At 68.5% G+C, this 21,056-nt stretch carries 15 protein-coding genes; 7 read left to right on the top strand and 8 right to left on the bottom strand.

The window, feature by feature from the left end; all coding sequences use genetic code 11:
* Nucleotides 1-232: 232 nt before the first annotated feature.
* Nucleotides 233-2,539: a terpene synthase family protein gene (locus tag H5411_RS41845; RefSeq protein ID WP_183127102.1), complete on the bottom strand. Its 2,307-nt coding sequence runs from the start codon at nt 2,537-2,539 to the stop codon at nt 233-235.
* A gap of 383 nt (nt 2,540-2,922) precedes the next feature.
* Here H5411_RS41845 and H5411_RS41840 point away from each other — a divergent pair, with 383 nt between their 5' ends.
* On the top strand, nt 2,923-4,596 hold the full coding sequence (locus H5411_RS41840; RefSeq protein ID WP_246370210.1) for a sialidase family protein: 1,674 nt from the start codon (nt 2,923-2,925) through the stop codon (nt 4,594-4,596).
* Between the two features lie 67 nt (nt 4,597-4,663).
* On the opposite strand, the gene H5411_RS41835 is transcribed toward H5411_RS41840, so the two are convergent.
* Genes H5411_RS41835 through H5411_RS41820 form a run of 4 tightly spaced genes read right to left on the bottom strand, consistent with a single transcriptional unit; the run spans nt 4,664 to nt 9,942 of the window.
* Nucleotides 4,664-6,721 (bottom strand): glycoside hydrolase family 2 protein, encoded by a 2,058-nt coding sequence (locus tag H5411_RS41835; RefSeq protein WP_183127100.1) that lies wholly within the window; start codon nt 6,719-6,721, stop codon nt 4,664-4,666.
* 5 nt (nt 6,722-6,726) lie between these two features.
* Complete coding sequence (locus tag H5411_RS41830) at nt 6,727-7,602, bottom strand: carbohydrate ABC transporter permease (protein WP_101435561.1); 876 nt, start codon at nt 7,600-7,602, stop codon at nt 6,727-6,729.
* 1 nt (nt 7,603) lies between these two features.
* Complete coding sequence (locus tag H5411_RS41825; protein ID WP_183127098.1) at nt 7,604-8,560, bottom strand: carbohydrate ABC transporter permease; 957 nt, start codon at nt 8,558-8,560, stop codon at nt 7,604-7,606.
* On the bottom strand, nt 8,557-9,942 hold the full coding sequence (locus tag H5411_RS41820; protein ID WP_183127096.1) for an ABC transporter substrate-binding protein: 1,386 nt from the start codon (nt 9,940-9,942) through the stop codon (nt 8,557-8,559). The genes H5411_RS41825 and H5411_RS41820 overlap by 4 nt, the downstream gene beginning before the upstream one ends.
* Nucleotides 9,943-10,078: 136 nt before the next feature.
* Here H5411_RS41820 and H5411_RS41815 point away from each other — a divergent pair, with 136 nt between their 5' ends.
* The 5 genes from H5411_RS41815 to H5411_RS41795 all read left to right on the top strand — a co-directional run bounded on the left by H5411_RS41815 (nt 10,079) and on the right by H5411_RS41795 (nt 14,382).
* Nucleotides 10,079-11,116, top strand: a complete 1,038-nt coding sequence (locus H5411_RS41815) for a LacI family DNA-binding transcriptional regulator (protein WP_183127094.1) — start codon at nt 10,079-10,081, stop codon at nt 11,114-11,116.
* 10 nt (nt 11,117-11,126) lie between these two features.
* A complete protein-coding gene (locus H5411_RS41810; RefSeq protein WP_101435558.1) occupies nt 11,127-11,429 on the top strand; it encodes a GNAT family N-acetyltransferase in 303 nt (100 codons plus the stop codon).
* Between the two features lie 173 nt (nt 11,430-11,602).
* On the top strand, nt 11,603-12,619 hold the full coding sequence (locus tag H5411_RS41805; RefSeq protein WP_101435557.1) for a S1 family peptidase: 1,017 nt from the start codon (nt 11,603-11,605) through the stop codon (nt 12,617-12,619).
* A gap of 95 nt (nt 12,620-12,714) precedes the next feature.
* A complete protein-coding gene (locus H5411_RS41800; protein WP_183127092.1) occupies nt 12,715-13,557 on the top strand; it encodes an SCO6745 family protein in 843 nt (280 codons plus the stop codon).
* 69 nt (nt 13,558-13,626) lie between these two features.
* Nucleotides 13,627-14,382 (top strand): SDR family NAD(P)-dependent oxidoreductase, encoded by a 756-nt coding sequence (locus tag H5411_RS41795; RefSeq protein WP_101435555.1) that lies wholly within the window; start codon nt 13,627-13,629, stop codon nt 14,380-14,382.
* A 163-nt stretch (nt 14,383-14,545) separates the two neighbouring features.
* Here the strand turns inward: H5411_RS41795 and H5411_RS41790 are convergent, their stop codons facing one another.
* The 3 genes from H5411_RS41790 to H5411_RS41780 all read right to left on the bottom strand — a co-directional run bounded on the left by H5411_RS41790 (nt 14,546) and on the right by H5411_RS41780 (nt 19,298).
* On the bottom strand, nt 14,546-14,962 hold the full coding sequence (locus H5411_RS41790) for a VOC family protein (protein ID WP_101435554.1): 417 nt from the start codon (nt 14,960-14,962) through the stop codon (nt 14,546-14,548).
* A gap of 33 nt (nt 14,963-14,995) precedes the next feature.
* Nucleotides 14,996-16,282, bottom strand: a complete 1,287-nt coding sequence (locus tag H5411_RS41785) for a GGDEF domain-containing protein (protein WP_183127090.1) — start codon at nt 16,280-16,282, stop codon at nt 14,996-14,998.
* A gap of 1,765 nt (nt 16,283-18,047) precedes the next feature.
* The gene (locus H5411_RS41780; RefSeq protein ID WP_183127083.1) at nt 18,048-19,298 is read right to left on the bottom strand and encodes an MFS transporter; all 1,251 of its coding nucleotides are present in this window, start codon (nt 19,296-19,298) and stop codon (nt 18,048-18,050) included.
* A 136-nt stretch (nt 19,299-19,434) separates the two neighbouring features.
* On the opposite strand from H5411_RS41780, the gene H5411_RS41775 reads away from it, so the two are divergent.
* Nucleotides 19,435-20,910: a serine/threonine-protein kinase gene (locus tag H5411_RS41775; protein WP_183127081.1), complete on the top strand. Its 1,476-nt coding sequence runs from the start codon at nt 19,435-19,437 to the stop codon at nt 20,908-20,910.
* Nucleotides 20,911-21,056: the final 146 nt, after the last annotated feature.

Raw genomic sequence — 21,056 nt, 5'->3', positions numbered from 1 at the left:
GCAGGGAGGCTTCGTATCGGGGTGTGGGGGAGGGGCTGGGTGCCTCGATTGTTGGGTGCGTCGGTGGTGGTTTGAGGGGCGGGGGTGCGCGGGTGGGGTAGGGGGTGTGGGGGTTCGCGATGTCGGGTTAGCGCTTCGTGGCATTGGGTGAGTCGCGCCGGTTGGGCCGGTCTGTGAAGGGGTCCTTCACGGGCTGCGGAGGTCCGTGAGGGGGACCTTGAGGGATTCGCGGTCAGCGGGTGGGTGCGGGGATGTTCAGGGATTGGGTGCCCAGGCCGGTGGGGCCGGGCTGGAAGCGGCGGGGTTCTGTGCCTAGCGGGATGGGCGGGGTGCCAGTGCAGCCTGGGTGCTGCGGTGCGGCGGCGAGGGGGTTCTCGGCGTCGTTCGGCTTGAGGTGGGCTGGTCCGGCTCGGACTCCGAGCCGGTCCAGTTCCGCGTCTTTGTACCGGTCGCATTCGCGGTGCCAGTGGGCGATGCCGGTCATGAAGTTCTTCAGCAGGTCGGCGTAGCCGGTGAGGGCCGCGCGGGTCTTCGGGTCCAAGCCGTAGTCGGCGAAGAGGCTGGGCAGGCCGACGTCTACCGTGTGGCGGAACTCCGTCAGCCTTGCTTTCGCCAGGTCGGCGACGATACGCAGGGCTCGATCTTGTTCCACGTCCAGGAACGATCGTACGACCAGCACCGCGTTGTGCAGTTCGCCTTCGTATTCTATTTCCTTGCGGTAGGAGAACAAATCGTTGACCAGCCAGGCGTAATCGGCGGCGGAGTCCTCCAGCGATTCGATGACTCGGTTCCGCTGGATTTCCGCGGGCACGGCGCGGCTGTTGGCGATCCGGCAGAGGCTTGTCACCAGGTCGGAACCGAAGGCTTGGCGGCGCATTTCCCCGTAATCGATGGGGTCCGGGATGCGGTTCTGGGCCTGGTTGGCCAGTTCCCACACCCAGGCGTCGATCATGGTTTCGACCGTGCCGCGGAACGTTTGGCGTTCGGTGGGGTTCAGTGGTCCGGTGGTGCGTTGCCACAGGTCGGCCAAGCCGGTTTCCAAGGCGGTCAGCGGTGGCGGCGCGGGTTCGCCGTCCGTCGGCATGAAGAGTTTGAGGCGTTCGGTGGCGAGCCTGGCGGCGGGCAGGTCGTGTCGGAAGACTGCCGGGTAGTAGTCGTCGGCGTAGGTGCCCCAGGTGAGCCAGTCGGTGGTGAGGGACAGTTGCTCCGGGGGTGCGTCGGGGCAAATTCCTGCGGCGGCCAAAGGTATGTTGGACGCGCGCAGGCGGGCGGTGTCCCAGACCCGTTCGGACAGGATGCCTATGCGCCGGGGCCACTCGGCGATTTTCTTTCGTTCCGCGGCTAAATGCGGGCTGAGTCGCAAAGGGAATGGCAGGGGCAGAGTGGGCAGAGCGACTGGGCCTACTTGTTCGTAAGGCTGGTGCGAGAAAGCTCGTGCGCGTTGGGGTGCGGTGGTGGCGACGGAGCGGAAGATCCGGGCGGCGGAGGTGCCCAGTCCGGACGGGCCGCCTAGCAACTCTGGGCCACCGCGGGCGTCGAGGGCGCCTTTGTTCATGTAGCGGCTCGAGCGCAGGTGCCATTCGTGCCCGCCGGATTGCCAGTCTTGCAGGCCTTTGACGTACGCGAAGGTTTCGGCTCGTCCGGCTGGGTGCACGCCGTGTTCGTCGAAGAGGGCGGGGACTTCGGTCAGGGCGGTGTGTTCGAATTGGTGCAGGCGCGAGGTCAGCAGGTCGTTGACGGCGTCTGCGGCTTCTTGGGTGGTGCAGCCTAGAAATTTCTCAAAGACCAGGACGCTGTTGGATAGTTCGCCTTCGTCTTCGACTTCGCGCTGGTAGGAGAACAAGTCGTTGCGCAGGTGTACGGCGTCGGCGAAGCAGTCGCGCAGGACTTCCATCGGGCGTTTCGCGGCGATTTCGTCTGGGACTTCGGCGTTCAGCGAGTGTTCGATGAGATTCGCTGACCAGGGTGCACCGCCGACCTTGCGGCGCATGGCGATGTATTCGATCGGGTTCGCGATCCGGCTCTCGTTGATGTTCGCCAGTTCCCACAACGATTCGTCGAGCAGGTTGCGCGTGCTTGCCCGGAAACGTCGTCGCCAGCCGGCGGACCGGTCGGGAACGGTGCGGTTCCACAGATCGGCCAGGCCCCGTTCGACCGGGTTTTCCGGGGTTTCGGTGATTTCGCCTTCGGCGGGCATGAAGCGAGCGATCCGGTCAAGGTAAGCGCGTGCGCGTTCGATTTCGCCGGTGCGTTTGAACAGTTCGAGAAAGTGATCGTCGAAGTAGAAGACCCAGACGTACCAGTCGGTGACGAGATCGAGTTCCCGCGCGGCGGCGTCGGGATGGGTGTAGGAGCACAGCAGCGCGTAGTCATGGGAATCGAGGTCGTGCTCGTTCCAGATGACGGTGCCGTGCTGAGGCACGTCGATCATGTCCATCGTGTATGCCCACGCCTTGCTGTGCTTCCGCGCGCCCTCCAGGTGCGGGTTCAGCCGGGCCGGGTACGACAGATAGAACTCGGGCAGGACGAACGGCTGCACGCGTGCTCCCTTGCCTTCGCGGGTACCGACTCCACGAGGCAAACAGACCCGCCCGGCGCGGCGAAAGCCCTGCCACTCCGCCGATTCGGCGGATCGCCCGTGCGGACCAGCGCGGTTCGCCGCGGGGTCTCCGGTGCGTGCTGGCGCGTCGCTCGTCGGTGGACGGCGAGCCGACATCCGGGTGCGAGGTGACAGCGGCGATTGTCCGCCGGACAGTTTCTTGCAACGTGTGCAAATCGGAGTATTCTCGGGTTTTCACACGATGGCAAAGCGGCCGGGGCCGGCCACCTCTTCGACAAGCTCAGCGGCCGCGCTGGCCGTTGTGTCCGGGCAGGGGAGCCGGGAGCGGGCCGTGGCGCTGTCCCGTCCTAGGAGTGACGCTTATGTCGCCTGGTCCCCTCGCTTTCCGTTCTCGCTCCGGCCCGAGACGGCGCGGCGCGCTGGTCGCTGCTGTCGTGCTCGGCGCCGCCGTCGCGGCTGCGCTGCCGACGGGCATCGCCGCCGCGGCGACGACCTCCAGCGGAGTGCTTTACCGGCCCAGCACCGCCGCCGGCTCCACTGAGGACGCGAGCTATCCGCGTGTCATCCGCCTCGCGCACAACGGCGGCGCGAACGGCACCCTGCTGGCCACGTTCTCCCATTCCGGCACCGGGGTCGGGAAGGCGAACTTCCCGATCTACCGCTCGACCGACAACGGCGTCACCTGGACGTCCTCGCCGATCAGCACGGTCACCGACACTCAGCACGGCTGGGATCTCGACGGCCCGACGCTCTACGAACTGCCGAGCGCGCAAGGATCGCTGCCCGCCGGCACGCTGCTCGCCGCGGGGACGGCCTGGAACCACGGCGACTACACGCAGCAGGCGGTCGAAGTCTTCGCCTCTACCGATCAGGGCGCGAGCTGGACTTACCGCAGTTCGTGCGCGGCCGAATCCGGGATGGCGAACACGATCGGCCACGGCATCTGGGAGCCGGAGTTCGCCACCACCAGCCACGGGCTCATCTGCTACTTCTCTGACGAACGCCCGTCGGTGAACAACTACGCCCAGGTGCTCGCGCACGCCGTCTCCACCGACGGCGGTCTGACGTGGGGCAACGAGGTCTACGACGTCGCTCTGCAGAACGGGGTCGACCGGCCCGGGATGGCGACTGTCGTCCCGTTGCCCAACGGGACCTACGCGATGACCTACGAGGACTGCAAAGCCGGTGCCGACCCGGACCAGGCCTGCGACGTCTACTTGAAGACGTCTCCCGACGCCGAATCGTGGAATCCCGGCAGCCTCGGCACCCGGATAGAGACCGCCGACCACCGGTTCCTGCTGCACACGCCATACCTGACCTGGTCACCGGCGGGCGGCTCGAACGGAACGCTCATCGCGTCCGGACAGCGGGTCGTCGCGGGCACGGACGGTTCGCTGGCGATTCAGCCGGAGGACGGGCATGTGCTGTTCGTGAACCGGAACCTCGGATCGGGTGCCTGGCAGGAGATCACCACACCGGTGACGACCGCGCCGACCGGCGGCTACGACGCGGGCGAGACAGCCTGCGCCGGATACAGCTCGCCGCTCCTCGGCGCGGCCTCCGGCAACACCTTCCTGATGCTCGCGGGCACGCATTTGTCGACCGGCAAATGCGAAACCGACTTCGGCACGGCGACGCTGCCGAACGCGCAGGGCCAGATCACCGGCCCCGGCACCACCGGCAAATGCGTCGACGTCAACACCAATACCTCGGTCAACGGCAACGCGGTGCAGCTGTACACCTGCGGCATCGCGACCGGACAGCAGTGGTCGCTGGAAACCGACGGCACGATCCGCGCTTTCGACAAATGCCTCAACATCGTCGGCGGCGGCACCGCCAATTCGTCCAAAGTGGAGCTTCGCGACTGTCTGGGCGCGCCCTCGCAGCAGTGGCAGGCTCGTGCGGACGGGTCGATCTACAACCCGCAGTCGGGTCGCTGCCTCGATGATCCGCAGGCGCAGACCGCGGACGGTACGCAGCTGCAGATCTATGACTGCAACGGCCTGTTCACCCAGGTCTGGCATGTCCCGGCCTGATCAGGGCCCTGTGCTGAGCAGAAAAGGGCGGCCAGCTCACTCGAGCTGGCCGCCCTTTCCGTGATGCTCAGTCCCGCGCGCCTCGCCGGTTCAGCTCTTCCACCACCGCCGCGTCCACGAACGTCCGCGCGGCCACCTTGCCGTCCATCTCCAGCCACAGGTGCAGTCGCGCCGGACCGCCGGGAGCTGGGACCGTCAGCGGGAACGCGTCACTGAGCCGGAACGGTTTCGCTTGCGCGGAAACAGAATCCGCCGGAGACGACGGAAGGCTGCGGGAGCCCGACGCGCCCCACGCGGCGTGCAAGGTTCCCGCGATCGGCTCCTGGCCGGTGTGTGACACGTGCACGTCCAGGGTCAGCGGTGCTACGGGGACTGGCAGGTCGGCACCCGCGTGCGCGGGCACCAGGTCGACCACCAGGGTCGTCGCGGCGAAAGCGTCGGCCGGGTTCAGCCCGCCCCAGTCCTTCGGCCGCCGGTGGGCGTCCAGCAGGCCGGCCATTTCGTGTTCCACGTCGGTCAGCTCGGTGTAGATATAGCCGGAAAACCGGTCGTGCCGTCGGATTTCCTGGGTCTGCCAGCGGACGTGCCACGCCCGCTCCAGGCTGGTGAACCCGGCGCCGTACTCGCTGTTCAGCACCGGTACGCCGGAACGCGGGAAGTCGGCCGAACCGTAGAACGATTTGTCGACCAGGAAGTCCGGCCGGAGCTTGACCTCGAATGACTCCCGCTCGCCGGACGCCAGCGCGGCGAGGTTTTCCGCCCACGTACGCGGGTTCTCGTCGTAGTAGTGCCAGTCGACCAGGTCGGTCTTGACGTGTGCCCAGCCGGAGTTCTCCACGATCGGCCGCGTGTCGTCGAGCGAACGCATCAGGTCGTAGGCGTGCTCGGCCGCGGCGGCGCGCTCCGGGCTGCCCGGGATGTCCCAGTCCAGGCCCCATTCTTCGTTGTACAGGCCCCAGATCACGATCGACGGATGGTTGCCGTCGCGCCGGACCAGGTCGGGCAGTTGCGCCTCGAACGCCTCGGCGGCGGCCGGGCTGAACCGGCTCGGGCCCGGCGGTTCGGCCCAGATCAGCATCCCGGTCCGGTCCGCGTGGTCGAGCCACCGCGGTTCCTCGGCCTTGAGATGCTTGCGCACCAGCGAGAAACCGAGTTCCCGCGCCAGGTCGAGGTCGCGGATCAGAGCTTCGTCGTCCGGCGCGGTGAGCCCGGACTCCGGCCAGTAGCCCTGGTCGAGCACGCCGCGCACGTACAGCCGTTCCCCGTTGAGATACAACGCCTCGCCGCGCGTCTCGATCCGGCGCAGCCCGCCAGTCACGGTCAGCCGGTCGGCGCCGTCGCCTTCGCCCACGGTCAGCGCGATGGAGTAGAGGTACGGCGATTCAGGGCTCCACAATTGCGGAGACGGAACGTCCAGACGACCGGAGAACCGCCCGTCCCGCACCGAAAGAACGGTCTCGTGGCCGTCAAGGAGCGCGACTACGGCTGCGCTGTCCGGAGCGTCCCCGGCGAGTTCGCCGGCGATGTCGAAGCCAGTCAGAGAATCCCCGCGCACGGACACCTCGGCGGCGTACGTGCGGCCGCGGGCTTCGAGCCAGACGCTCTGCCAGATGCCGGACGTCGGCGTGAACGACACGCCGTCGTAGTCGTCCCGGGGGATCGAACGCTGTTTGCCGTGCGGGATTTCGCGTTTGTCCGCCGGTGCCTCGACCTCGACGGTCAGCTCGGCGGGGCGGCCCGGCTCCAGCACGTCGGTGACGTCGAACTCGAATGAGCTGTGCCCGCCGACGTGCGAGCCGACGGCCACCCCGTCGATCGAGACGACCGCTCGGTGATGCACCGCGCCGAAGCACAGCATCACTCGCTGTCCCGTCCATTCCGGCGGAACCGTGATCGAGCGCGCGTAGACCGCGTGTTCCAGCCAGGTCCGCTGCACGCCCGAGGCCGGGGACTCCCAAGCGAACGGGACGACAATCGATTCAGGCGCGCCGTCGGCCGCGGTGAACCGCCAGCGGCCGTTGAGGCTCAGCCACCGCGCGGACCGGTCCCGGTCCGGACGCGGATAGCCCGGCCGGGGGACCGCCTCCGCGGCGATCGGATCGGCGGCGTTCTCGGCAATCGTCATGTGTGTCAGCCCTTTACGCTTCCGGCGAGGATGCCGTTGATGAAGTGCTTCTGCAGCACGATGAACAGGATCAGCAGCGGGACGAGCGCGATCGACGCGGCGGCGAGCAGTTCGCCGGTGATGGTTGCGTAATCGGACCCCACCCGGTTGCCCGAGATGTTCTGGGCGAGTGTCGAGAGGACTACCTGGAGGGTGGCCATCCGGCTGGAACTGGCCGTGACCACCGGCCAGACGAAATCGTTGTAGATGTTCATGATCGTCAGCACGCCGAGCCCGGCGAGGCCCGGCCGGATCGCCGGGACCACCACCCGCCAGAAGATGCCGAACTCGCCGCAGCCGTCGACGCGGGCGGCGTCGAGCAGTTCGTCCGGCACCGCCGCGATCACCTGGCGCATCCAGAAGATCGCGAACGCGTCGACCGAACCGGGCAGGATCAGCGCCTGGTAGGTGTTGACCCAGCCGAGTTCCTTCATCTCCAGCAGCAGCGGGATGACGAGCACGATCGTCGGCAGCATCAGGGTGAGCAGCACGGCGCCGAAGATCAGGTTCCGGCCGGCGAACCGGTATTTCGCGAACGCGTAGGCCGCAAGCGGCGCGCAGAACATCGTGATCGCGCCCTTCGCCACGAGCACGATGCCGGTGTTGAGGAACCCGCTGCCGATCGGGACGTCCTGGAACATCCCGCGGAAATTGTCGAGCGTGAAGGTCGCCGGGTCGAACCCGAGCGGGTGCCGGATGATCTCGCCCGCCGGTTTGAACGACGACAGGATCGCCCACGCCACCGGCGCGAGCAGGGCGACGGTCAGCACGATCAGGAACGCGTGCGAGCCGAGCAGCGGCCGGGGCCCGGTCCGCCGTTCGCGGACGCCGAGGGTGGTCATGTCAGTCCTCCGCTCGGAGCAGCCGGACGAAAAGCAGTGACACCGCCATCACGACGATCACCAGCAGGAACGAGTTCGCCGCCCCAGTGCCGAGATCCGCGCGGGTGATGTGGTTGTAGAGATAGAGCCCGGCCGTGGTGGTCGAGTTGTACGGCCCGCCTTTCGTCGCCACGTACGGCTCGGCGAACATCTGGAACACCGCCAGGGTCTGCAGGACGAGGCTGAACATCAGCGACCGGCGCAGCAGCGGAACGGTGATCGTCCACAGTTGCCGCACCCGGCCCGCCCCGTCGAGCGAGGCGGCCTCGTACAGGCCTCGGTCGATCTGCTGGAGTCCGGAAAGGACGATCAGCACCACGAACCCGGTGGTCTTCCAGAGAAACAGCAGCGCGAGCGTCGGTTTCGCCCACTCACTCGTGACGAGCCAGCCGACCGGCGGCAGCCCGACCGCACCGAGTATCGCGTTCACCGCGCCGTTGTTCTGGTCGAACAGCACGATCCAGATCTGCGCGACCGCGACCAGCGGCGTCACGAACGGCACGACGAAGGCCACCCGGTAGAACCCGCGCAGCCGTTTGATCGCGTTGAGCAGCACCGCCACGACCACCGCCAGCACCATCTGCGCCGGGACGATCAGCAGCCACAGCACCCCGGAATTGCCCAGCGACGACCAGAATCCGCTGCTGGTCAGCAGATACCGGTAGTTGTCGAGGCCGATCCAGCGCGCGGCGCCGGACCCGTGCCAGTCGGTGAAACTCAGGCGCAGCGTGAAGAACAGCGGATAGACGCTGAACGCCAGGAACACCAGCACGAACGGCAGCACGAACAGATACGGCGCGAAGCGGCGGCGCCAGGGCAGGGTGCGCCGCCGACGGCGTGGTGTCCGGGAACTCGGCTTGGCTGCCGGAGGCGGTTCCCGGAACACCTTCGCCGCGGCGGTCGCGGAACGAGTGGTCATTTGCGGTCAATCAGGTTGGTTTGGATGTCCTGGCCCGCCTTGTCGATCACCTGCTGCGGGGTGAGCGTGCCGTCCAGCATCTTCTGCAGGTCGGTGCCGAGGTAATCGACCGCGCCGGACCACCAGGCCGGGATCGGCGCTCCGCCGGGGATTTCCCGGCCCGCTTCGACGGCGGTCTTCCAGACGTCCTGGCCGCCCATCGCGTCGATCGGCCGGAACAGCGGTTTCGCCGGATCGGCGGCGGGCTGGTAGGCCGGGATCGAGGTGTTCAAGCCGCCCGGGTAGACCGCGTTCGGGCCGTAGACGCCGGTGTAACCGGCCTGGTCGAACATCAGGAAGCGGTAGAACAGCCAGGCCAGCTTCGGGTTCTTGGCGTCCTTGGGGATGACGAACGACGAGCCGCCCATCGCGCCGCTGCGCGCGCCGCCCGCGGTCCACGCCGGCAGCGGCATCGCCCGCCAGTCGCCCTTGGTCGCGGTCAGCTGCTGCTGCGGGGCGAAGTCGAACCAGATCGCCCACGGGTAGAAGACCTCGTTGGCCGAGTCCAGCGCGCTGACGTCGGTGGGCTTGAGGTACTCCGCACGGGTGCCGAGCCCTTCCTTGCGCACGGTGTCCAGCCAGCTCAGGACCTGGTGGTACTGCGGGGAATTCAGCCGCAACGCGCCGTTCGGGCCGGCCAGGCCGGTGCCCAGCTGGCTGGCGAACATCTCGAGCTGGAGCTGGCTGTTGAAGGCGTCCTGCTCCAGGTGGATCGGTTTCGCGCCGGGCTTGAACTGCTGGTACTTCTTCGCCGCGGCGAGCAAGTCGTCGTAGGTCTTGATGCCGTTCGGGTCGATTCCGGCGGCGCTCAGCGCCTTCGCGTTGTAGAACAGCAGCCCGGGGTCGAGGTCGAAGGGCACGCCGTAGATGCCGCCGTTGACAGTGTTGACGTCGACCTTCTGCTTGGCGATGTCCTTGGTGTAGGGCGCGAGCACGTCCTTGAGATTCCACAGGTGGCTCACGTAGCCGCCGACCTTGGCGTCGTCCAGGAAGACGCCGTCGGGCACGTCGGTGCCGGTGATCAGCGTGTTCTGGAGCTTGCCCGCGATGTCGACGGCCTCGTGCTTGACCGTGACGCCGGGGTATTTCGCGGTGAACTTCTTGATCGCGGAATCGAAGACCTTGTACAGGTCGCCGGAGCGGTCCCAGACGGTGATCTCGCCCTTCGGCGCGTCCTCGGACGGGGCCTGCAGGACGGAGTTGTCCGAGGCCGCGCCGTCGGAGCTGATGTCCGGACCGCAGGCGCTCAGCCCGGTGACGAGCAGGGTCGCGGCGGCGAGGGCGCCGCCGCTGCGGGCGAGGCGGCGGGCTGTCCGTCCGCTCCGTCGGAGAGTGGGGTTCATGGCACTCCTTTGTGCGGGACGGCGGCAAGGCGACGTGCGAGGAGGGGCGCGCCGTGAATTTGCCAACGTAGGCAAACTGTACGACATGCTTGCACACGTTGCAAAAGGTAGGATGACTTTCGGCGAAGGGGGCTCCATGGCGGCGACGTTGCGGGACGTGGCGGATCGGGCGCAGGTTTCGGTGCGCACGGTGTCGAACGTCGTCAGCGGCTACGAGCACGTCAGCGAGAAGATGCGCCAGCGCGTGCTGCGGGCCATCGAGGAACTCGGCTACATCCCGAACCCGGTCGCCCGCACGCTGCGCACCGGCAAGACCGGGCTGCTCTCGCTGGTGGTGCCGGAGATCGACGTGCCGTACTTCAGCCAGCTCGCCCGCGAGGTCATCGACGCCGCCGCGAGCCTCGGCTTCCAGGTGATGATCGACCAGACCGGGCACGACCACGAGCGGGAACGCCAGCTGCTGCGCGGCGGGGGCAGGCGCAACCTGTTCGACGGCATGCTGTTCGCGCCGCTCGCGACCGGCGACGAGCTGCGCGACGTGGACCCGGCGCGTTCGTCGCCGCTGATCCTGCTCGGCGAGCACGTGTTCGACCACCGCTTCGACCACGTGGCGATCGACAACGTCGTCGCGGCCCACGACGCGACGACGCATCTGCTCGACTGCGGCCGTACTCGCATCGCGGCGATCGGCGCCCAGCCGAAGGAGATGTACTCGACGCCGTTGCAGCGCACCGAGGGCTTCCGGAAAGCGCTGGACGAGCACGGCCTGGAGCCGGTGACCGCGTTGCAGGCCACGGCCGCTCACTACGGCCGGGCGGACGGGTACGAGGCGACCGCGTCGCTGCTTCGCGAATCTCCGCGCCCGGACGCCATTTTCTGCTATTCCGACCTGCTGGCGATGGGCGCGATCCGAGCGGTGTTCGACGCCGGTCTGCGTGTCCCGGACGACGTGGCGATCATCGGCATCGACGACATCGAGGAAGGCCGCTATTCCCGTCCCTCGTTGAGCACCGTTTCGCTGGACACTCCGTTCATCGCCCGCACCGCGGTCTCCCGCCTCGCCGCCCGGATCGAGGATCCGGGGCTGCCCGCGGAGGAATTCGTCGCGCCGCACACGGTCATCGCCAGGGAGAGCACGGGCGGAGCGTCCCGCGCGGACTCGGGCGGTGTGTGAGGATGCGGGAATGAGCGAAGAAGAACCCCGCGTTTCCCGCAACGACAGCGAAAACCGCTACGAAGTGTATGCGGACGGCAAGCTCGCCGGCTTCGCCGAATTCACCCCGAAGGACACCGAAACCGTTTTCACCCACACGGAGATCGGCGACGAGTTCGGCGGCCGCGGCCTCGGCAAGGTGCTGGCGAAGGCCGCGCTGGACGACGTCGTGGCGCGCGGCGGCGTGATCGTTCCGGTGTGCCCGTTCATCGCCGGGTACCTGCGCAAGAACGAGGGCTACGCCGAGCACGTCCGGTGGCCCGGACAGCACTGACTCGTCCGGGTGGTGCCGTTCGGCGTATTCCAGGTGGTCCGAACGGCGCAATCATGTCCGGTTGGTCCGCATTTTTGGTTATTAACCAACCTTCGTCGGTTTCGCGTTGGTTGCCGGGCAACAACAGTGTGGGGCGTCCCACCGGTCGGTTCAGCCCACCTGGAGGAAGATCCATGACTTCCCGGAAGACTCTCGTCGCCGGATTCACCGCACTGTCGGCCGCGGCGTTGACCGCGGGCATGTGCGTGAACGCCGCCTCGGCAAGCCCGCTGGCGTTCGCCAAGATGCAGGCACAGGCGATCACCCAGGCGACGCAGGTCGCCGACACGCTCGGCGCCGGAAACGGCGGCATCTACCTCGAACGCGGCAAGGCGGTCCTGAACGTCACCGACGCCGCGGCGCAGGAGAAGGCCAAGGCGGCGGGCTTCGCGACGAAGCTCGTGAAGCACAGCTTCACCGCCCTCACCAGCGCGAAGAACCAGATGGACACCGTCAAGAACGTGCCGCAGACGTCGTGGGGCATCGACACCAAGACCAACCAGGTCGTGGTGAAGATCTACGACTCGGCGTCCCAGGCCACCAAGGACAAGGTCGCCGCGGCCGCGGCGAAGCTGGGCGACGCGGCGCGCGTCGAGCACCGCTCGGGCAAGCTGGCCACCTACATCGCGGACGGCGACTCGATCAACAACGGCCAGTTCACCTGTTCGCTCGGCTTCAACGTGACCAAGGGCGGCCAGCCGTACATGCTGACCGCGGGCCACTGCACTAATGAAGGCGGCACCTGGTCCGGCGGCGACGTTTCCGGCGCCCAGGTCGTCCAGAGCGACTGCCCCGGAGCCGACTCGGGCCTGCTGACCCGCCCGAACGGCACCGGCCCCGGCGCGATCAACACCGGCCAGAAGATCACCAGCGCGGCCAGCCCGACCGTCGGCGAGCAGATCGAGAAGATGGGCCAGACGACCGGCGGCGGCAGCGGCCAGGTCACCTCGGTCGACGAGTCGGTCAACTTCGACGTCGGCGTCCTGAACCACGAGTTCGGCACCACCGCCCACACCGACCACGGCGACTCGGGCGGCCCGGCGTACGACGGCGAGAAGGGCCTCGGCACCCTCTCCGGCGGCGACACCCAGACCAGCTACTTCTACCCGCTGACTCTGGAACTGCAGTCCTACGGCCTCGAGCTCGCCTGAGGTTTCCCGCTCCACGGCCCGCCGTCCCGGTTTTCGGGGCGGCGGGCCGCTTTCGTGCGACCCGTTTTGTCGTACCCGGGCTTTAGAGTTGCCGCATGAAGCCGAACCCGGCCCGCAACCTCTGGACCGCCCTGGAACCCCTCCACGCAGTCGTCTACTTCGCCCCCGAACCCGCCGCGGCGGCGAAGGACGTCGGTTTGCGCGGCTGGTGGATGGGCTACTTCGCGGGCCGAGCGGCGCCACTCGGCCCGATCGGCCCGGAACCGGTCACGTCGATGTTCTTCGGGTTCGCGCCGCGGATGGTCGCGCGAGCGCTGCCCGACGCGTGGACGTTCGCCTCTCCTGACGACGTGCTGCGCACCCGCATCGAAGCGGTCGAAGCGGCGTTGACGCGGCTCCTGGGGCCGGATGCGGTCGACGAGCTGGCCGCGCTGCTGGAACAAGCCGTCGCCGCGTGCCGATTCGACGCGCGCCCACTCGCGGCGGCCTGGTCCGCTGTGCCGAGCCCGGACCGTCCGCTGGCCCGGTTGTGGCTGGCGACCGCTGTCCTGCGCGAACACCGCGGCGACGGCCACGTCCTGGCCGCGGTCACCTCGGGGTTGACCGGCCTCGAAACCACGCTCACCCACATCGCCACCGGCGCTACCGTTCGCGAGCAAGTCCAGCGCGCCCGGGGCTGGACGGACGAGGAATGGTCCGAGGCAACAGCAAACCTGGTCGAGCGCGGCCTGATCGACGCCGACGGGCTGACCCCGGCAGGCGCGGAAATCCGCCGCACCATCGAGGAAACCACCGACCGGCTGGCCGCCGCCCCGCTCGAGGCACTAGGCCCGGCAGGCGTCGACCGGGTGTTGGAGCTGGCGACCCCGCTCAGCCGACGGATCATCGACAGCGGAGGTGTACCGGTCCCCAACCCGATGGGCCTGCCACGTCCCTGAACACCGAGGTCGATTCCCCGGCTCCCCGCTCGACGCACTGGTGACAGGCACGAGAAGGGAGCTCTCAAGATGCTGCTCGAAGGCAAGAACGCGGTCGTGTACGGCGCTGGCGGAGGGATCGGCGGTGCGTTCGCGCGAGCGTTCGCCGAGGAAGGCGCGCGAGTCTTCCTGGCCGGACGCACTCGCGAGAAGCTGGACCGGGTCGCTGACGACATCCGCGCAGCTGGCGGTACCGCTGACGTCGCCGTAGTGGACGCGCTCGACGAGAAGTCCGTCGACGCTCATGCCGACGCAGTGGTCGAAGCCGCGGGCAGCCTCGACATCTCGGTGAACGTGATCAGCCACGGCGACGTCCAGGGAACTCCGATGGTCGAGATGTCGCTGGCGGACTACGAGCAACCGGTGGTCAACGGCGTCCGTACGACCTTCCTCACGATGCGCGCGGCTGGCCGGCACATGAAACGCCAAGGCAGCGGCGTCGTCCTCCTCTTCGGCGGCGACGGAGACCCGGTACGCAACCACGCGGTCGGCGGCCTGCAAGTCGGCTTCGCCGCACTGGAAGCGATGCGCAGGCAACTCGCCGCCGAACTCGGCCGGTACGGCGTGCGCACGGTGACCCTCCGGACCGGTGGCGTCCCGGAAACCATCCCAGCGGATTTCCCCGGAGCCGAGGAACTCGCGGCGGAACTCGCCGAACCGACCATGCTCGGCCGCACCGCGACGCTGGCCGATGTCGGTGCGGTAGCGGCGTTTGTCGCGTCCGACCGAGCCCGCACGATGACTGCGGCCACGGTGAATGTCAGCTGCGGTGCGCTGGTGGACTAGCGCTCTGTCGTCTTGGCCGAAGCGTCAGCGGCCCGCCGATGTTCGCCCCCGCTCGACGGCATCCCAAGCCGAGACAGCTGCGGCGAGGAACACCGCGAGCGCGGGAGCGAACGGGTCCAGCGGCTCGGTGCTGCTCACCGGACTAGGCCGCCACCGCCCCGGGTCAGACCTTGGCGCGCGCGGAAATCTGCTGCACCGACCAGCTGTTGCCGTCGGGGTCGGAGAAGTGGATGAACCCGATGTTGTCGAGGTCTTCGAGCGCGCCGGTTCCCGGGTCGGGGCCGTAGAGCTGGAGTTCGCCGACCTCGACGCCGCGTTCGACCAGCTCCTCGCGGGCTTTCCGGACGTCGGCGACGACCAGCTGCAGGCCCTTGAGCGACCCCGGCGGCATGTCCGGGACCATGCCCTTGCCCAGGACGATCGAGCAGCCCGAGCCCGGCGGGGTCAGCTGCACCAGGCGCTGTCCCGGTCCGGGGCTGATGTCGTGGTCGAGGCGGAAGCCGACCTGGTCGACGTAGAACGCTTTCGCCCGGTCCACGTCGGTCACCGGCACGACGACGACCTCGAGAGTCCAGTCCATGGGACGAGTTCTAGCGGCGGCCTCGGCCGACGGTCAAGCGCTCGCCAGCTCCACCCGGTTGCGGCCCGCCTGCTTGGCTCGGTACAGCGCGGCGTCGGCGGCGACCAGCACGTCGTCGACGCTGGCGAGATGCTCGGCCGGGTACAGCGCGCAGCCGATCGAGACGGTCAGGTCGCTGATCACCGACTCCTGGTCCGGCAGCGCGACGACCACCTGCGGGATCCGCCGCCGGATGCGGTCGGCGATGTGGCCGAGGTGCTCGGCGCTCGGGATGTCGGGCAGCGCGATCGCGAATTCCTCGCCGCCCCAGCGGCCGCACACGTCCTGTTCGCGGACCTCGTCGCGCAGCGACATCGCGATCTCACGCAGCACCAGGTCGCCGGTGGGGTGGCCGTAGGTGTCGTTGATCGCCTTGAAGTGGTCGAGGTCGAGCAGCAGCACGCCGACGCTGTCCTGGTTCGCCCGCGCGCGTTCGAGGTAGCGCTCGGTGACCGTGCGCCACCAGCGTTTGGTCGCCAGCCCGGTGGTGACGTCGGTGCGTGCGTCGCGCTGGAACTGGGTGAGCAGCAGCCCGCGGTGCAAAGCCACGAGGGCGATCACGACGCCGGCCAGGATCAGCGGGTTGGCCAGCATCAGGAGCGCCGCGGTGACCAGGCCGAGCCCGATCGCGCCCGCCTCCAGCAGCTGGTCGCCGAAGCCGGAGAACAGGTCGGCGAACGACCGCGGCGGGCTCGACAGCGCGATCGCGACCATGACGAGCGCGGTGTTGATCGCCCAGCGCAGCCCGGCGGCGAGCACGAAGACGGTGAGGTCGAGCAGGCCAGGCCCGAAGCCGTTGGAGAGAACCCCGGGGTAGTGGTGCATGCCGAGCGCGAGCACGGCGACCGCGGCTTGCGTCCCGCACAGGACGGAAGCACAGGAGAAAATCCAGCGGTGCGGCAGGACCGGCCGTTCGCGCGGCCAGATCCGCCACCAGGCGACGGCGTAGGTGAGCACGACCATCGCGGACGCGAGAATCGCCGGCAGCGCGACGACGGCGGCGATGCTCCACACGGCCTTGGTGTCGACGTACGCGACGGTGGGGGCCCGGCTGTACTCGCGCTGCCGTTCGATGTGCCGGGTCGCCTCGATCGCGAGCGCCGCGCACACGGCGAGGACCCCGAAGCGGATCAGGTCGATCTGACGCACTGGCGCGAGCCACGCGGTGGCGAGGGTGGTGCCCACTGCCACGACGTTCACCAGCAGCACATACATGCGGACGTGAGAGGGCAACCGCCAAAGGCGCCAGCCTGTGAACCACTCGGCAACTTGTCCGCGCACTCTTCACCTCACCCGATCGGCTTCTACGGTAAACGACGAGGCGCGTTGTGTGCTGCCTGTCGTCCGGACTCTGGGAAGCACCGGGGCGATTTCGCCCGGACAGACCAGCGCCAGACGGCCGGCGAGGGGAGGTAGCCACTGTGAGTAGTGGCCACCTGCTCCGAATCCGGGCCGGACCAGGGGATCCACGAGTGTCCCTTTTGGCCTCCCACGGCCACTTTCGGTGACCGGCCCACCGGTGCTGACGTGCGAAAACCGCCGACGGCGCGACTCTGAAACGGAGGTGACGACCGTGCGCGACAACAACTGGACAGCTCTTCGGTGACCGCGGTCTCCCTTGAGGTCCCTTCGGGTCTCGACTGGAGGTTGAGACTTTCGGTCTTCGCGAAGGAGAGGAGGTGCCCACAGTGCGGGACAACAACTGGTGAACCAAGCCGGGACGGGAATCCGGGACGCGGAAAGGAGGCGGCGAATGCGCGACAACAACTGGACTCGCTGAGGACTGCCGGTGGATCGGGATCGGCGGACAGAAAGGAGGTGGCTGCGGTGCGTGACAACAACTGGACCCGGTGAAACGACTGCGAGCACTGCACGAAATGCGGTGGGAGGAGGTGAAGGACTGCCGTGCGTGACAACAACTGGACTCGTTGAACCTGCTGATTGCCGACCGTCGCTTCGGGAAGGGAGCCGCCGCCGTGCGCGACAACAACTGGGACCGCTGAAGCCCGTGGGATGCCGATCGCTCGATCACTGAGGAGGACGTCGCCGTGCGTGACAACAACTGGACTCGTTGAGCCCTTGTCGACCACCGACCGCCGAAGCCGCGAAGGGAGCCGCCGCGATGCGCGACAACAACTGGACCCGCTGAATCCCGAGATCACCGACCGCCGACCTCGTGAAAGGAGCCGTCCGGTGCGCGACAACAACTGGACTCGCTGACCCGCGACCACCGAACGCCGGAGCCGCGAAGGGAGCCGCCGCGATGCGCGACAACAACTGGTTTCGCTGACCTTTGCCGATCGCTGACCGCCGAGCTGCGCGAAGGGAGCTGCCGCGATGCGTGACAACAACTGGACTCGCTGAATCTCGCAACCACTGACCGCCAAGCGATGGAAGGAGCCGCCAACCGTGCGTGACAACAACTGGACCCGCTGAGCCTCGTCGATCACCGCCCATCAAGTCGCGAAAGGAGCCGCGCCGTGCGCGACAACAACTGGACTCGCTGACCTTCGCCGATCACTGTCCGCCGAGCTGCGCGAAGGGAGCTGCCGCGATGCGCGACAACAACTGGACTCGCTGAACCCAGCCATCGCCCGCTGTCGAGCCGCGAAGGGAGCCGCGCTGTGCGTGACAACAACTGGACTCGCTGACCTTCGCCGATCACTGTCCGCCGAGCTGCGCGAAGGGAGCTGCCGCGATGCGCGACAACAACTGGACTCGCTGAACCCAGCCATCGCCCGCTGTCGAGCCGCGAAGGGAGCCGCGCTGTGCGTGACAACAACTGGTCCCGCTGAGCCTCGTCGATCACTGCCCGCCGAGCCGCGAAGGGAGCTGCCGCGATGCGCGACAACAACTGGACCCGCTGAACCCCGAAACCACCGCCTGCCGAGCCCCGGCGAGCCACGAAAGGAGCCGCCGCCATGCGCGACAACAACTGGTCCCGCTGATCACCGTCCCCGGCCCGCCCCACGAGGAGGTGAGAGGGCATGCGTGACAACAACTGGACGTGACCGAAACCAGCCCCGCGGCGCACCCGTCCCGCGGATTACGGCGCGGGAGGTGGGGTGGCCCCGTCGAGGGGAGTTCGGCGGGGCCGCACCGCGCGGTCCGTTCGCACCGCCCGCGTCCACGCGATCCCGGCCGCCCCGGCGCATCCGGCTCCGGCGACGGCGGCGATCGCGACCACCGTCGTCGGTGCGAAGGCCAGCGCCAGCGCGCCCGCGGCGGCGATCGTCAGGCCCTGCGCCGCCCGCAGCGCCGCGATCGCGACCCCGATCACCTGGCCGCGCTGGTCTGGCGGCGCGGCGAGGCTGTACTGCACCTGCGTGATCAAGTCGTGCGCGGAGAACATCCCGGACACCGTCCAGATCGCCACGACCACCGGCAACGCGGGCGTCCAGCCGGTCGGCAGCAGCACGAGGCTGCTCGCCACCGCGAGCGGACCCAGCCACCGCACCTGCCGCGCCCGCGGCAACCGGCTGATCAGCAACGCTCCGAGCAGCGTCCCGACCGGGTTCGCCACCAGCAGCCAGCCGAGCACGCCAGTACCGCCGAGTTGCGCGGCCACCGGCACCGCCAGCCCTTCCGGCACCACGTAAAACCCGCAGCAGCATGCGATCGCCAGCAGCGACCGCAGTTTCCGGTCCCGCGCGACAAGCCGGCACCCAGCCTTCAACGACGCCCATTGCGGCATGCGCTCGGTCACCTTCGAGACCGGGTACGGCCGCAAACCCCAGCGCAGCGCTGCCGCCGACACCGCGAACGTCACCGCGTCCGCCCACAGCGCGCCCGAAACCCCGAGCCACGCGACCACCGCGGCTCCCGCGCCGAAGCCGAGCACCAGTGCGGCCTGGTACGTCGAGGAGAGAATCGCTTGACCGGTCGCCAGTTTTTCCTCGCCCAGCATGTCCGGCAGGACCGCTTGCCGAGCCGCCTGAAACGGTCCGGCCGCGAGTTGCACGATCACGAGCAGGACGGCGGCGACCGGCCAAGGCATGCCGGGAATCGCCATCAACGCGACCAGCAGTGCGCGCACCACATCCGCGACCACGAGCACGGTCCGGCGCGGGAACCGGTCGGCGAGTCCGCCGAGCGCGCCGCCGAGGAGGTCCGGCAAATAGGTGAGCGCGTACGTCCCGGCGGCCCACCCGGCGGACGCCGTTCGGTCGAATACCAACACAGTCAGCGCGACTCGTGCTAGTTGGTCACCTGCCACCGACAGCACGTGGGCGAGCCAGAGCGCACGAAATTCGCCAACCCGGAACACGCTCCGGAAAGACGGCGCCGTCGTGGTCATGCGCTCACCCTGTCGTGACCCGGCCACCCGGAGCAACCCCGGGCGACCGTGGGTGGGTCGAGAACTCCGCTCCGGCCGTCCGTGGAAAACTGGGTGATCGCCGTCCGTGGATGATGTCGCACCGAGGGGTTTTCCGTTGACCGAGGAGAGCCGGCAGGTCGCCGGTCGCTACGAGCTCGTCGAACTGATCGGCAGCGGCGCGATGGGGATGGTCTGGCGCGGGGAGGACAAGATCCTCGGCCGCGTTGTCGCGGTCAAGGAACTCCTCATGCCCGTGAACCAGGGCGAGGACAAGGTCGAGGAAGCCCGCAACCGCGCCATGCGCGAGGCCCGGATCGCCGCCCGGCTGCAGCATCCGAACGCCATCTCGGTGTTCAACGTGGTCGAGCACGAGGACCGGCCGTGGCTGATCATGGAGTACCTGCCCTCGCGCAGCCTCGCCGTGAAACTGCGCGAGGACGGCCCGCTGACCGTCGACGAGGCCATCCCGTTCGCGGTGCAGCTGGCGGGCGTGCTCGCCGCCGCGCACCGGGCGGGCATCGTGCACCGCGACGTCAAACCGGGCAACGTCCTGCTCGGCGACGACGGCACCACGGTCAAGGTGACCGACTTCGGCATTTCCCGCGCGGTCGGCGACGTCACGCTCACCGCGACCGGCGAAATCTCCGGCACGCCCGCGTTCCTCGCACCCGAGGTCGCCCGCGGCGAGGAAGCGACGTTCGCCTCCGATGTGTTCGCCCTCGGCGCGACGCTCTACATGGCGGTGGAGGGCGATCCGCCGTTCGGCACCGCGGACAACGCGATCGCCCTGCTGTACCGGGTTTCCAGCGGTTCGATCAACCCGCCGAAACAGGCCGGGAAGCTCGAGCCGCTGTTGCTGAAGCTGCTGGAGCTCAAGCCGGAAGACCGGCCGTCGATGGCCGAAGTGGTCGAGGAACTGCGCAAACTCGACGGCGGAGTCACCCCGGTCGCGACCGTCCCGGAACCGCCGACGCTCCCGGACGCCAAACCACCGGCCGTGCCCACCACGGTCGCGGTTCCGGCCGCGGGCGCGGGCGCCGCGCCGCCCGCGGGCTCGGACCGAAGACGCCGCGCAATGATCTTCGCCGGGGCGGGCGCGCTGCTCGTCGTGATCGCCGTGATCGTCACTGTCATCCTCACCCGCAACCACGGGGAGGACACCCCGGCCGCGAACCCGCCGCCGGTCGCCGCGAGTTCCGCGCCGTCCAGCGCTCCAGCGACTTCGTCCGCGTCACCGTCGACTCCGCCTTCGTCGAGCAGCGCTCCGACGTCCAGCTCCGCGGCGAACTCGCCGGAAGCGATGGCAGCGGCCCTGCGCACTTACTTCTCGTACATCCCGAGCAATCTGGAGAGCGGCTGGGCGATGCTCAGCGAGGGTTTCCGCTCGTCGCGAGGCCAGACTTTCGACCGGTACAAGTCCTGGTGGACCCAGTTCAGCTCGGTGACCGCGAACGACGTCCAGATCACCGGTGCGAACACGCTCACCGCGCGGATCACCTATCACCGCGCCAACGGCGGCACGACGAGTGAGACGCACCATTACACGATGTCGCAGCACAACGGGGTCTGGCAGATCGACGTGGAGAGCTAGCTCTCGGAGGAGCAGCGCGAGGGCGGCGGGGTGCTGCGCTGCGGACTGTGTGGGTTTGAGGCTCGCGTTGAGGTGCCCGGTGTGGCTTTGCGGTGTTCGGGGGCGGGCTGGAGTTGTTGATTAGTGCGGTGGCGGTGCTGCGGGCG

The organism is Amycolatopsis echigonensis, from assembly GCF_014174495.1.
In the GTDB taxonomy this organism is placed as follows: Bacteria; Actinomycetota; Actinomycetes; order Mycobacteriales; family Pseudonocardiaceae; genus Amycolatopsis; species Amycolatopsis echigonensis.
The sequence above is the reverse complement of the archived record's forward strand: the minus strand, read 5'-3'. Positions and strand labels throughout refer to the sequence as shown.